The organism is Winogradskyella sp. SM1960 (assembly GCF_020179375.1).
Taxonomy (GTDB): domain Bacteria; phylum Bacteroidota; class Bacteroidia; order Flavobacteriales; family Flavobacteriaceae; genus Winogradskyella; species Winogradskyella marina.
In genome coordinates, this window is the sequence record NZ_JAICBG010000007.1 from 110242 (window position 1) to 125324 (window position 15083).

Consider the following 15083-nt stretch of genomic DNA (forward strand, 5'->3'; position numbering starts at 1 on the left):
GGCTTTGGGCTTATATCGTCTCCCTAAACTCCTGAAAAACTTCAATGTCAGGCAAACCAGCAATCGCCTTATCTATCCAAACGAATGCTTCTTTCCTATTGTTTCTATGTTTATAAATTTGTGCCAAACGGTAATAGGCCCATTCTTTAGGCACACCATCTTGAGCCGAATGGTTAGACAAATACGTTTTAAGGCATTTTTCACCTTTTTCTAATTGAATATTATAATCTGCGCACACCTTACCAATTTGATAGTGCATAGCATTCCGCTGGTGCTTACCTTTAGCTTCTTCTAAATTCCCTATAGCTTTTTCGGGTTGTTTTTGACCTTCGTAAAATTTAGTTAACTTTTCATAACAGGTCACTGATCCACCAACTTTTATGGCCAATCTGTAATACTTTTCGGCTAGTTCTGGTTCATCATCATATTCGTAAACATAGCCTTTTGCCAAGTAACCATCTACCTTAGACAAGTCTTCTAATTGCTGTGCATAACTCAAGGCTTTTGAAAAACTACCTCCTACAATACCTGGCAAAGACACATACAATTCTACCAAGGCCCAACGTGCATCGATATGACCTGGATCTAACTGAGCTGCTTTATGAAACGAATCTTTGACATCGCCAATAATTCCGAGCGCTCTAATTTTACTAATACTCAAAGCTTTCATACCTAAAGCACCACCATATTTGTAATGGTAATTAGCGTTTTGTGGTCGTTTTTGTTTCAAAATTTGATACTGAGAAATGGCATTATCCCATTTTTCCTGGTAACCATACGCATCACCTAAAAGTTCAATAGCCTTTAAATTATTGGGATTCGATTCTAAGAATTCGGACATTTCGGTCTGTGCTTTCACAAATTCCTTATTAGAAATATGTGTCTCAGCATTCTCAATAGACGCTTGAGAAAAACATATCGAAGTCATTAAAAAGACAATCAGATTTTTATACATAGAAACATTATCTTTTGCGAAAATACAATTTAATATCGCTTAGTTTCCTCAACAAATTGTTAACTTCACTCATAAAACTAAGACATTAACTCATTCTGACTTTTTTTGGAATGCATTTTGTAAGTATTTTGCTTAAAACAACAGAATATGTTTGTATCGAAATTAACACAAATAGATTCTCTAAAAAGATTACCGCTTTTGCGGCCACAATATGAAACACTATATATCTCTACTTATGCTCATCTGCTTCGCTTCTTTTTCTTATGGTCAAACGCATTTTGAAAATGATTGGAAAGAAGTGGCTAAACTCGAAAACAAAGGACTTACCAAAAGTGCTTCAGATTTGGTAGAAACCATTTATCAGAAAGCAATAAAGGCCGAAAACGCACAACAACGAATCAAAGCGCTTTTGCATATTAGCAAATACATGTTAACGCTTGAAGAAGACGCACAACTCAATATTGTGAATCGTTTTAAATCTGAAATTAACAGCACAAAAGACACCGTAACTCAACAGCTTTTAGAAAATATGTTAGCCACTATGTATTGGCAATATTTTCAGCAAAATCGTTGGCAATTTTATAATAGAACAAAGACTACAGAAAAAGTAAGTGATGATTTTAGAACTTGGGATTTAGAAACGCTGTTTGCTGAAATTCACACCTATTTTCAAAGCTCGCTTCAAAACGAATCTATACTTCAGCAAGAAGAATTGACCAACTACACCTTACTTTTAAACGAACAAGAAAACTCAAAAGACGTTCGTCCTACCTTATATGATTTATTAAGTCATAATGCTTTAGAATTTTATAAAACAGACGAAAACAGTATTTCACAACCAGCTTATAAATTTACAATTGACAACCCTCAATTTATTGCAGATAGCGACGTTTTCATCACTGTTAATTTAGAGTCTAAAGACACTTTATCATTACAACGGAATGCTTTAAAAATTTATCAAAACCTATTAAAGTTTCATCGTAAAGATCGAGTTTCAAAAGCTTTTGTTGCTGTAGATATTGAACGTTTAAATTTTGTTGCACAACACGCTGTATTTTCCGATGTAGATAATCAACTTCTAAAAACTTTAGAGTTAACATCAAACGATTTAAAAACGTCGGCTTTATCTACCTTATATAGTTTTGAAATTGCTGCTATCTATAAAAAACAAGGAGATGAATACAATAACACCCTTAAAGACAACGAAAGCAATACCAAAAACCGTTGGAAATTAAAAGAAGCAAAAGCATTGTGTAATTCGGCAGTATCAAAATTCCCTAACAGCATTGGTGCTAAAAAATGTGAGGTTTTAATTGCTCATATCCATAAGCCAAGTTTACAATTACAAACAGAACGATTTATAGGCATTGAATCACCTTCAAAACTATTAGTAACCTACAAAAACTTAGAACAATTAAATTTCGAGATTTATAAGGTTTCTCAAAAGCAATTAGAAGGTTATAATGAGTTATATAGAGTAGATCATAAACAGGCATTTTTTAAAAAATTGAGTCCAATTGAATCCTTTTCAAGCGTGTTAAAAACAGAAGGAGACTATCAAAATCATAGTACTGAAATTGTATTACCAAACTTAGCCAACGGATTATATCTCATTAAAGCAAATACTGAATCTCATTATGACGTTTTTGCAACCGCTCATATTCAAGCCACCAATTTGGCCTTGATAGAAAGCTCTAAAAACGATACGTATTTATACCAAGTTATTGATAGATCTAACGGAAAGCCTCTAGTTCATACCAAAGTAGAATTATCATATACAACAAACCGAAATAAACAATTAACCAAATCATTCACAAGCAATCGCTTTGGAAAATTTGAATTTATAAAAGACAATAATTATTATAGAAATGTTCAAATTAAAGTTGATGCAAAAGATGACACAGGTTATTTTGGTGACTATTATATCAACCGAACCTACAGACAAAACGAAAACAAAGACACCCAATACAGAAATTTTCTGTTCACAGACCGAAGCATTTATAGACCAGGACAAATGGTATATTTTAAAGGCATTGCAACCAAATCTAAAGACGGAAAGACAGAAGTTTCAGCAGATGAAGCTGCAAAAATCAGATTAAAAAATGTTAATGGTGAAGTCGTTAGTGAAATGCTACTACAGACTAATGCATTTGGGTCAGTACACGGTGAGTTTATTTTACCAAATGATGGTTTAACAGGCAATTACACCATTGAACTATTTTCAAATAATTCTGCGTATGCCAATATTTCTGTTGAAGAATACAAGCGACCAAAGTTTAAACCCGAGTTTCAACCTATTACAGAAACCTTTAAAGTAAACGACAGTATTACCGTAAAAGGAACTGCAGTTGCCTTTGCTGGTAGTACTATTACCAATGCCAAAGTGGTATATCGTGTAAAGCGCAATGTGAGGTTTCCAAGTTGGTATTATTGGAGGCGCCCTTATTTTAACGCAGAACCACAAGAAATCACCTTTGGAGACACAAAAACCAATGAAAACGGTGAATTTGAAATTACCTTTAAAGCGCTTCCCGACGACAGTGTTTCAAAAGATAATCTTCCTGTTTTTAATTATGAAGTTACAGCAGATATTACAGATCTAAATGGAGAAACACGCTCTACTTCAACTATTGTAAACGTTGGATATCATGCCATGACACTCAATATTGTGTCGCCTCAAAAGATTGATAAAGAAACAAAAGACATAGAAATCTCCTTAAACTCACAAAATCTTAACGGTCAATTTGCACCAGCAAAAGGTGAATTAAAAATCTACAAACTAAATGCACCAGATCGTATTTTAAGAACTAGACCTTGGGAAGCACCAGATTATCAAACGCTTTCTAAAGAAGAATTTATAAAATTGTTTCCTCACGAACCTTATGATAACGAAGGACAATTAACCAATTGGACAAAAGGAGACCAAGTTTTTAGTACCCAATTCGATACTGAAAAAGAAAAAACCATCACCTTAATGAAGCTGAACAAATGGGCTTCTGGACAATATATTATGGTGGCTGAAAGCAAAGATAAATTTGGGCAGATTGTAAAAGATCAAATTTATACGTCGCTTTTTAGTGATAAAGACAAAACGCTTGCCAATAACCAATTATATGAAGCACAATTAGACCAAGAAAGCTATGAAACCAATTCCATGGCTAAATTAACCTTGGGTTCTGCAGCAGAAAACATCACTGTTACTGTTGAAATTGAAAGGGACAATACCATTATAATGACGCAATTGGTTACGCTAAACAATTCTAAAAAAACGATAAGCATTCCTGTTTTGGAAAGCGATTTGGGAGGTTTTGCAATTCATACATCGTTTGCAGCTTTTAATGAGTTTAAATCTCAAAGTTTTAATGTATATGTACCTTATCCTAAAACGGATTTAGAAATTGAAACCACAACATTCCGAGATAAACTACAACCAGGACAAGATGAGACCTGGAGTTTTAAAATTAAAGGCCCAAAAGGCGATAAAGTTTCAGCTGAATTATTAGCGAGTATGTACGATGCGTCTTTAGATGAATTCAGAACACATAACTGGAGTTTTAACCCAATTAATAACCCTGTTTATTATGGCAGCATCAACAAAAATTCTAGACAGAGTTTTGGAAACACCAGATTTAGATTGTTTAATAATTTTAATATTTCTAGTTATTATCCAAGTCAAAGACGTGATGAACTAAATTGGTTTGGGTTTTATTTTGGGAATAACCGTTACTTAGGAAGAGGTTATAATAAAATGAAAATGGCTGCACCTGAAGCTGCTATGATGGTTGAAGATGAAATGGCTTTAGAGGAAGTATCAGATACAAGTTATGATTATGATGCAAAGTTTGCTAATGATGAAAAATGGAATTCACAAAATACGGATTCAGTTTATAATATTTCAAAAGGTCAATTCGAAAAAGTTGAGAACTCAAAAACAGACAACATTCAAATCCGGAAAAACCTCAACGAAACGGCCTTCTTTTTTCCACAATTGCAAACCGACAAAGAGGGCAATGTCAGCTTCAATTTTAAAGCACCAGAAGCTTTAACAAAGTGGAAACTACAATTATTAGCACATACCAAAACTTTAGAAAGTGCCACCACACAATTACATGCTGTAACGCAAAAAGAATTGATGGTCATTCCAAATGCACCGCGCTTTTTAAGAGAAGGAGATAACATTACGATCAGTACAAAAATTGCCAATCTTACAGAGAAGGAATTATCTGGAATGGCTCAATTGATCTTGATCGATGCCATAACTGGTAAATCGATTGACACAGAGCTTTTAAACGCTAGTAACACATCACCTTTTCTAGTTGATGCGAACGGCAATACGCAAGTATCTTGGAGTTTGAATATTCCAAAAAACATTCAAGCCGTCCAATATAAAGTGACTGCAAAAGCTGGCGATTTTAGTGATGGCGAACAAAACGCATTACCGGTTTTAAGTAATAGAATGTTGGTAACAGAAACGCTTCCGATGTGGATTCGTTCTAATGAAACAAAGATGTTTACTTTAGATAAGTTGAAGAATAATACGTCCACGACTTTAACCAATCATAAGTTGACTCTAGAAATGACGTCAAATCCTGCATGGTATGCTGTACAAGCTTTACCATATTTAATGGAATATCCTTACGATTGTAATGAGCAAACGTTTTCGCGCTATTATGCGAATGCTTTAGCACAACATATTGTAACATCGAATCCTAAGATTGAAGCGGTTTTTAACCAATGGAAATCGACAGACGCATTACTTTCAAATTTAGAAAAGAACCAAGAATTGAAATCATTGCTCATAGAAGAAACACCTTGGTTACGAGATGCACAATCTGAAACCGAACAGAAAAAACGCATCGCCTTGTTATTCGACTTAAATAAGATGACTAATGAATTGCAATCAGCTTTAAGAAAGCTAAAGAACAATCAACACAATTCTGGAGCTTGGCCATGGTTTAATGGTGGACGTGATAATCGTTTTATCACGCAACATATTGTTGCTGGTTTTGGACATCTTAAACAACTAAATGTCATTCCGACAAAGCGCAGCGACGAGGAATCTCAAATGATTAGAAATGCCATTCAATACTTAGATTCCGAATTCATCCAAGAATATAAAAACATCAAAAAATACAACAAAGATGCAGATTTAAGTAAAGACCATTTATCACATACACAATTGCATTATTTATACACACGAAGTTTTTATCCTGAAATTAAAACGTCGAGTGAAGTTCAAAATATCATGGATTATTACCACGGTCAGATCCAAAAGTATTGGTTAAAACGTTCATTATATGCTAAAGGTTTGATGGCTTTAACCGTGAACAGGATAAACGATACCAAAACGGCAGGTAAAATTGTAAAGTCTTTAAAAGAAAACAGTATTACGTCTGAGGAGTTAGGCATGTATTGGAAAACCAACACCAACTCTTGGCATTGGTACCAAGCACCAATCGAGAGCCAAGCTCTCTTCATAGAAGTATTTTCGGAAGTTGGTCATACGATTCAAAGCGAAGCGAAGAATCTCGAAGACATCGACAACCTCAAAATATGGTTACTAAAAAACAAACAAACCAATCGTTGGAAAACCACTAAAGCAACCACTGAAGCTGTTTATGCTTTACTATTACAAGGTAGTGATTGGCTGAGTGTCACAGACCAAGTCGACGTCAAAGTTGGAACTGAGACTATTTCTCCTGAAACTTTAGACAACGTAAAAGTAGAAGCTGGAACAGGGTATTATAAAACGGCTTGGAATGGTTCAGAAATTACACAAGAACAAGCCGACGTCACCATCACGAAAAAAGGAGAAGGCATTGTTTGGGGAGCGTTGTACTGGCAATATTTTGAGGATTTGGATAAAATCACCTCAGCAGAAACACCTTTAAAATTAAGCAAGAAATTATTCTTAAAATCGAATACAGATACAGGTGAAGAAATTACTGAAATAACGACTGAAACTAAATTAAAGGTCGGTGATTTAGTGAGAGTAAGAATAGAATTAAGAACAGATCGTTCTATGGAATTTGTGCATCTTAAAGATATGCGTGCTGCTGGTTTAGAACCTATAAATGTATTATCACAATACAAATGGCAAGATGGTTTGGGTTATTATGAAAGCACCAAAGATGCCGCCACCAATTTCTTTATGGATTATTTACCAAAAGGTGTTTATGTGTTTGAATATGATTTACGTGTGAACAATGCTGGTGACATGAGTAATGGAATTAGCACCATACAAAGTATGTATGCTCCTGAATTTAGCAGTCATAGTGAAGGGGTTCGTATTGTGGTGGATTGATTTTGTCGTACAAAAACCCAGAGGCGCAACCGAAGTTACGAAAATTATATGGTGAAGATTTATACATAAAAAAGAGGTTTCAAATTGAAACCTCTTTTAAGTTTTTCTACTATTTACTTGGCGGTGTTGTTGGTCGCACTTCAATTTTACTTGGTAAGGTTCTTGGATTCATGTGTAACAAATCAATTACCAATTCACCAATATCTTCTATTTGAATCTTCCACGATTGTTCATCACTTGGAGTATTTCCATTGAAATGTGTAGATACTGATCCTGGCATAATTGTACTCACTTTTACTCCATATTGCCTTAAATCTAGCATTACAGCTTGGGTAAACCCAGTAACACCAAATTTACTAGCGTTATAAGCAGAACCTCCTGCAAAGAAATTCGCACCAGCTAAACTTGAAATGGTGATATAATACCCTTTAGATGCTTTGAGTGCAGCAACACTGGCTTTTATAGAATTAAATGCACCTGTTAGATTGGTGTCTATAGTTTGGTTCCATTGCTCTTCCGTCAAATCCTCAATACTTCCAAAATGACCGAGACCTGCGTTTGCAATAACAATATCTAATTGTCCAAAAGTATCTAGTGCTTGCTTAACAGCGTCTTCCTGACTTTGAAGATGTCTAACATCTGCCTGAATACCAACCACAGATCCTATAGTATCTGTTTTAGATGCTAATTCTTTTACAGCATCATTAGCCGCATTCTCATCTCTACTTGTAATCACCACTTTTAATCCTTGATTAAGTAAAGCTTCTGCCACACCAAAACCAATTCCTTTTGTACCTCCTGTGATTAACGCTACCTTTCCTTTTAAATCTTTCATTTCTTCTTTTTATCCAAATTTACAAAATAGGATTCGAAAATGAGATTCAATACTGTTATGATATTTATAAAACTATAGGTTGCTTGTTATCAACTGCTTTTATGTTTAACTTTGCTCGCTGATATACATCTAATGTTTAGACAATGAAAATTTCACACTTTATAAAGCATACGTTTGCATTAGTTTTTATATTCACTTTATTGTCTTGTGTTGGAAAAAAACCTGTAATTACTGAAGAACAACAGATAACAACACCACCAAAACTTCTATTCTTAAATTATAAAATTAATCAAGAAGACACTAAGAAAACCATCACGCTAATTAATCAAATTACAACCGATGGTAAATTAAAAATAAAAGATGCGTATAACAAAAGTGCGACTATTGGTGATTTAGAGTGTCTTATTTTAGATGAAGATTTAAATACATTAGAAACGTATTCCATAAAAAATCCATTAAAAAAAACAATTGAGTTTATAAATGATTCGGGAAAGTTTGAAAAAAAAATACTAGCTTTAGACAGTGTTCAATTTTCATTGAAATTACAATTACATCCTAAATCAAAATACGCTGTAATTAATGAAATTAAAGAAACCGAAACCATAAAACACATCACTACAAAAATTGAATGAGCATGAAAAAAACGCTACTATTACTATGTTTTGCCTTTAGTTTCCAATTTCTTTTATCGCAAACTTTTGATGTGCTTACCTTAAAAAACTCTGGTGACGATGACAGACGTATCAATCTTGTTATTTTAGGTGATGGTTACCAAGAAGATGAAATGTTACAGTTTGAAACAGACGCTACAAACTTTATGAATGATATGTTTTCTCAAGAACCTTTTTCTAATTATGAAAACTACTTCAATGTTCATATTATAAAAGTACCGTCTAATGAAAGTGGTGCAACGCATCCAGGAACAGCAACAGACGAGCCAATACCAACAGTTCCTACAATTACAGTTGATAATTATTTTGGCACAGCTTATGACAGTTATGATATACACAGGTTATTATACACAGAGAATACAGCTTTAGTTAGTACGGTTTTAGCTAATAATTTCCCACTGTATGACCAAGCTATTATTTTAGTTAATTCGCCATATTATGGAGGAAGTGGAGGCCCTTTTCCAGTATCATCTACAGGAGTGGATGCAGGCGAAATAGCTATTCATGAATTAGGGCATTCTTTTGTAGATTTAAAAGATGAATATTATCCTATAGAAATCCTTGTCGAAGAAGGTATAAATATGACGCAAGAAACAGACCCTACTTTAGTACGATGGAAAAACTGGGTTGGTATTAACAATGTTGGAGTTTATCCGCATGCAACTTCAGGAACTGCTTCAACTTGGAATAGACCTCATCAAAGTTGTAAAATGCGTTATCTAGGTTATGATTTTTGTTCAGTTTGTAAAGAAGGAATTATTGAACGCATTCACGATTTAATTTCACCTATTGATTCTTATGCGCCAACAGAAGCTACAATTACAGAACTAAGTTTTCCGTTGAGTTTTCAAATAAACACAATACAAACACTACCTACAAACACTATAGTTAACACTTGGACACTTAATGGTAGTGACTTTGCAACAAACGAAGTTACTGTTAACATTGAAGAAAGTGATTTAGCTACTGGCACAAACAATTTAACCGTTGTTGCACACGATGCAACGACTTTAATTGATGTAGACAATCACGAAACTATTCATGTTGCAACCGTTACTTGGACTATTGACAATACCTTAGGAGTACAAGCAGTAACCGCTAATGATTTTAGCTTAACACTATTTCCAAATCCTGCAAATACGCTAGTAAATATTAATCTAGAAAACGCATTAAACGAAAGTGTCGTTGTTGAAATTATAAGCTTAGATGGTAAGAAAATAAAATCAGCTCAACTTTATAATCAGCAAAATACAACTATTGATATTAGTACGTTAAGCGAAGGAATTTACATTACTAACTTTTATACAAATGATGTTTTAATAGCGAGCAAAAAACTGATTAAAAATTAAAACGACGTTTTATCATTTAGACTTTGGCGGATAACTTGAAAACATTTTTTCGACTAAAGCCTTAAATTTTTCTTCGCGTTTTTCTGGAGTAGCATTGGGATTGTAACGGCTTTCGCTAATGGCTTGCCAAAACATACCGGTTTTATTATCGTCTACAAACTCAATAGCTAATTCTCTCGTACGTTTGTTTCCGCCTATAGGTACACCTACAGAAATTCCGCCACCAACATGGCCTCCACCTCCACCGACTCCAATACCAACATTGCTATTGTTTCGGCTTTGTATATCTTGACTAATAATATCAATGTAAAAATCTGGATTATCAGAGCGCGTTAAACCCATTGTTTTAAGCTTTGCGTCCATGGTTCTCATTAAACGTTTGGTATCTAATTCAGACATACCTGTTTTCATCTCAGCAAAGTAATTGTAACTTTTGTAATCGTTAAAATTAGTAGACTTTTCATAATCATAGTTGACTACGGTTCCGCATGATGTAATAAGCAAAGCAACGAGTATAAGTTTTACTAATTTCATGGTTTTAAATTTTAAATTAATTCTTTATAATTCGTTTTGTAAAGTTTGCTTTTTTCGTATAAATTTTAACAAAATATATTCCAGAATGCAGTTCTGACATATTCAATTCTTTAGACGTTGAATTCATAACTTCCTTTCCTAAAACAGAAAATATTCGAACTGAGATTAACTGGTTTTCAACTCCGCGTATAGTAATTTTACCTGAAGTTGGATTTGGGTATAATTCAACACTTCTCAAACGCTCTTCTTCATTAACGCTAAGTGGCTCTATATATTCTGTTTCTATCGTATTTGTGATTATAGGAAAATTATAATCGAAATATATTTTAGCCGTATTTTGAATAACATCACCTACTTGTAAATTGGCAATTGGCTTAATTTTAAAGGCAACATATCCATTGCTTCCAGATTCGTCTAACAGCTGAGGAGGAAGATTAATGTTTTCAAAATTAAAGGTTACATGTTTTCCATCAATAATTTCTAAATCATAACTATGACTTGCGCTTTTCATTCTGAAAGTATTCCAATCGAGTAGATCACTTAATTCGTCGGTAATACGAACATGAATAGCATCCGCGGTTCCGGTATTTTGAAAACGTACTAAATAGTCTAAATAATCCCCCGTTTGGTTTTCTAAAATAGTTGCGCCTTGTGAAACTTGTTTATCATTAGGATCGTATGAGTTAACCATAAGCTGCTCTAACATATAACTATTATCTTCAGAAACTTCGTCATTGTCAAACGCTATTGAAACCTCAAAATTTAAAATATCATCTGAATTATTTATTGGAGGCACTTCATTTATAAAGGTTACAACTAGCGTTTCGGATTGCAGTGGCAATAAATTTGTATAATCCCATTGAATTGTATTACCACTGGTGTTTGAAGGTAAAGTTGTAGCGCCAACAAAGTCTTGCCTAATGTCATCAAATATGAGAGTTATAGAACCTGCTGCAATTGTAGTTCCTAAGTTTTCGTAATGCAACAAATAATCACTTTCAAAACCAGGACGCGCATCACTAATCGGCGTTACACTTATAGCTACATTATTTACCTGAGTTATAGCGGTTATACAGAAATCTAGCGTTGTCGCATTTCCAGTAGACGAAAATGTAACCGATTGCTCGGTTGGCGTTACCATAAAATGATTGGGAATAGCTGCGTCATTTATTTCAATATCGAATTGCCCTTCTGGCAGTCTCATTTCATAAGTTCCATTAACAGTACTAGTTGTACTTACGGTGTGCCCAAGACTATTTGTGGCTTTAATTATAAAATTTTCAGCGGCATAATCATTGGCGTCACACAAATTATTATTAAAATCATAACTGAGTGTCCCAGAAACAACATTTAAAGACGCCTCACAATAATCAATAACGTCTTGATTAGAATTACAATTGCCACCATTTACACCTATAAAAGCATTAGCCGAAGTGTCTTCTAAAATATTACACACAGAGAGAATACTACAATTTGTTAGTTGTGGATTATCTGCTATTCTCAATTGATAAACTGAATTTGGGTTCAAATAAGTTAAACCACTAATATCATTAAGTGCATCGTTATATTCAATTTTTAAGACTAAATACGAACCTGGATTATTACCATTGGTTAAATTGGATAAGCCATCTAAATGTAATAAGGCTGCGTTATTACTAATTCCAATAGTACCCGAAACGCCTAGCAATCCTGCTAATCCGTTTATATTTAACAAACTTGGGTTTAATGTAATAAATAATGTATTTAAATAGCTTTGTAAATTAGTGAGTGCATCTATTTGCACTAAGACCTCGTTTCCTGTGATGCCTAAATTAGCAGCTGTTGTTAAGTTTTCTAATCCGGCTAAATTTGCTAGCGCATCATTATTATCTATTAAAACAGGTCCGTTTACCGTTGTAAGATTTGAAAGTCCAGCTAATGACGTTAAACCAATATTGTTAGAAATCTCAAAATTATTTGCCTGTGTAATTTGAAGCGGTGGAATTTCTGTAAGCGCATCATTATTTATAATTTTAAAATTATAAACTGTTTCTATATCATCAATAGCAGTTATGTTTGCCAATAAGGGATTATTGACAATTTCAATAAGACTTGCGTCGTCAATATTTTGTAATCCATCTAAGGTTGTTAGTTGGCCATTATCATTAATATATAAACCACTATTTTCAATAGATATTATTTGCTGCAATGGGCTTAAATCTACAATATCATTACCTACAATATGTAAACTACCATTTAAAGTATCACAGTTGGGGTATAAAACGGGGAAATTATCAACTTCTGCTTGTGTTGATAAGTAAACATCACCATATGGGCATCCTGTGCATTGCTCAAAAACATCACTATAGTCCTCACAACCAACGCCGTTATTTGAGATATTAATACCGCCTCCAGGAGGTATTAATTCACAGATACTATTGATGGCACAATTAGATAAAGCGGTGTTTCCGCTTATGTTAATATTGTTATTCCCTATAAATTCAACAGTACTAATACTTTCAATACTATTGAGATTTTCATTGTAATAAATCCCTAGTGCAGCTAAAGAATTTAAAGTTTCTAAACCATTAAATGTTGTGAGTTGATTATTTTGTGAAACATATAAAAAAGCAATGGTTTCAATACTTATTAAATCTTCAAAATCTGTTATTAACGCGTTGTTAATGACATAGAGATTTTGAATTGAAACTAAGTTTTCCAAACCTTGTAAATCCAATAAGGCTGAATTATTTTGTATATATAAATTTGAAATGTTTTCTAATTGAGATAGACCAGATAAATTTGTAATATCATCACCCTCAATAGTGAGATTATAACTTAGACTTGTACAATCAGGATACGTTGTTCCAAAGGCATCGACTTCTAGTTGATTTGATAAAATGATAGCCTCTGTTGGACATGTCGAACAGCTGGCCAACACATCTTCTACAGAACTACAACCCAAAGCATTATAAGAAATTGTGCTATTCCCATTTTCTGTCACAGAACAAACCAAAGTATTTTCACAAACGGCAAGTTGCGAATTGTGAGTAATATCTAGTGTTAAATCAGGACTAAATTGCGCTGTATCTAGTTGTGAAATATCGTTTAATAAGGCATTTCCTGATAAATAAATTCCAGAGGACTGAACTAATCCACCTGTAAAATTCAAGTTTTCATTTAAACCATCTAAACTCATCAATGCATCACTATCTTCAATATGCAATGCTATAAAATCTACAATACTATTGGCACCTTGTAAGCTTGAAAGCGCATCCATTTCCCTAATTAAAAATACAATGGGAACATTGAGCGTGTAATTATTTAAAAACAATACATCCTGAAGCAAGGGATTGTCGTCTAAAAAAATATAAGAATCTTGCCCATCAATACCTGTTATGGTAAGCTCTTCTAAACCCTCTACACTTACAATAGAAGTTTCTAAAATGTATATACTTCCTACTGAATTGAGCTGTGTTAAAGGTGCGAGATTTGTAATATCAGTTCCTGAAATGGTAACAGCACCTAATATAGAGTCACAATCTGGATATAAATTTGGAAAATTATCAACTTCTGATTGACTGGTTAACAGAAGGTTTTCAAGACATTGCGCATAAGAAGCAAAAGGTAGTAGGAATACTACAACAATTAGTAACTTTAGTTTCATAGTAAGGTTTAAAGAATAACCTTTCAAATATAACTATATTAAAATGAATGATTAACAAAAAAGTTAGGCCTTCTCTTCAGGTTCCTCTACAGCCTTCGTTAACGACGAAGAAATAATCCCTGTCGGAATTGCTACAACCCCTAAACCTATTAAAAGCATAAAAAATGTAAAAATACGTCCGCCAACAGTAATGGGATACACATCGCCATAACCAACTGTTGTTAATGTTACAATTGACCACCAAAGACTAGAAAATATGGAAGAAAAATGCTCTGGCTGTGCTTCGTTTTCAAAATAATAAATACCTACAGCAGCAAAATAGATAAGCATAATTGTAATAATCATAAAGAGTATAATTTGCTCTTTTGCTAACTTCATCGCATTAGCAAAATGACGCATCGCTTTATTATAACGCACCAACTTAAACAATCTAAACAATCGGAACATTCTTAATAAACGCAAGGAACGTAGATCAACACCAAAGGACAAATAAAACGGTAGTATAGCCAAGAAATCTATAATACCAAAGAAACTAAAAATAAATTTTGGCTTACTATCTGCGACATAAATACGAGCTAAATACTCAAGCGTAAAAATAACTACACAAAACGCTTCAATGGCTTTCAAAACCACTTGTGTTTGAGGCCTTAAATCTGGTAAAGTTTCAATAGAAAAGGTGATTACCGAAAGTATAATTAGAAACTGAATAAAATAAGCAAAGCGTTTACTCTGTTTACTTCCATTGAGTTCTACGAGATTCTTCAGGTAAGTTTTCATATTAGCTATGCG

The 15083-nt window shown here is 33.7% G+C and carries 8 protein-coding genes; 3 read left to right on the forward strand and 5 right to left on the reverse strand.

Annotated elements, in window-relative coordinates; genetic code table 11:
* Positions 1-10 precede the first annotated feature (10 nt).
* On the reverse strand, positions 11-928 hold the full coding sequence (locus K1X16_RS15280; protein ID WP_225037010.1) for a tetratricopeptide repeat protein: 918 nt from the start codon (positions 926-928) through the stop codon (positions 11-13).
* A 262-nt stretch (positions 929-1190) separates the two neighbouring features.
* Between K1X16_RS15280 and K1X16_RS15285 the strand changes: the two genes are divergently transcribed.
* Entirely contained in the window at positions 1191-7259 is a 6069-nt protein-coding gene (locus tag K1X16_RS15285; protein WP_225037011.1) for an alpha-2-macroglobulin family protein, read from the forward strand.
* A gap of 109 nt (positions 7260-7368) precedes the next feature.
* On the opposite strand, the gene K1X16_RS15290 is transcribed toward K1X16_RS15285, so the two are convergent.
* Positions 7369-8094, reverse strand: coding sequence for an SDR family oxidoreductase (locus tag K1X16_RS15290; RefSeq protein ID WP_225037012.1), 726 nt, complete (start codon positions 8092-8094; stop codon positions 7369-7371).
* 143 nt (positions 8095-8237) lie between these two features.
* On the opposite strand from K1X16_RS15290, the gene K1X16_RS15295 reads away from it, so the two are divergent.
* Together K1X16_RS15295 and K1X16_RS15300 are read left to right on the forward strand one after the other, a co-directional pair.
* On the forward strand, positions 8238-8726 hold the full coding sequence (locus tag K1X16_RS15295; RefSeq protein WP_225037013.1) for a hypothetical protein: 489 nt from the start codon (positions 8238-8240) through the stop codon (positions 8724-8726).
* A 2-nt stretch (positions 8727-8728) separates the two neighbouring features.
* Positions 8729-10114: a M64 family metallopeptidase gene (locus tag K1X16_RS15300; protein ID WP_225037014.1), complete on the forward strand. Its 1386-nt coding sequence runs from the start codon at positions 8729-8731 to the stop codon at positions 10112-10114.
* A 12-nt stretch (positions 10115-10126) separates the two neighbouring features.
* Here the strand turns inward: K1X16_RS15300 and K1X16_RS15305 are convergent, their stop codons facing one another.
* The 3 genes from K1X16_RS15305 to K1X16_RS15315 all read right to left on the reverse strand — a co-directional run bounded on the left by K1X16_RS15305 (position 10127) and on the right by K1X16_RS15315 (position 15071).
* On the reverse strand, positions 10127-10648 hold the full coding sequence (locus tag K1X16_RS15305) for a DUF4136 domain-containing protein (RefSeq protein WP_225037015.1): 522 nt from the start codon (positions 10646-10648) through the stop codon (positions 10127-10129).
* 16 nt (positions 10649-10664) lie between these two features.
* Positions 10665-14294: a T9SS type A sorting domain-containing protein gene (locus K1X16_RS15310; RefSeq protein ID WP_225037016.1), complete on the reverse strand. Its 3630-nt coding sequence runs from the start codon at positions 14292-14294 to the stop codon at positions 10665-10667.
* 63 nt (positions 14295-14357) lie between these two features.
* Positions 14358-15071: an ion transporter gene (locus K1X16_RS15315; RefSeq protein ID WP_195871612.1), complete on the reverse strand. Its 714-nt coding sequence runs from the start codon at positions 15069-15071 to the stop codon at positions 14358-14360.
* Between the last annotated feature and the right edge of the window lie 12 nt (positions 15072-15083).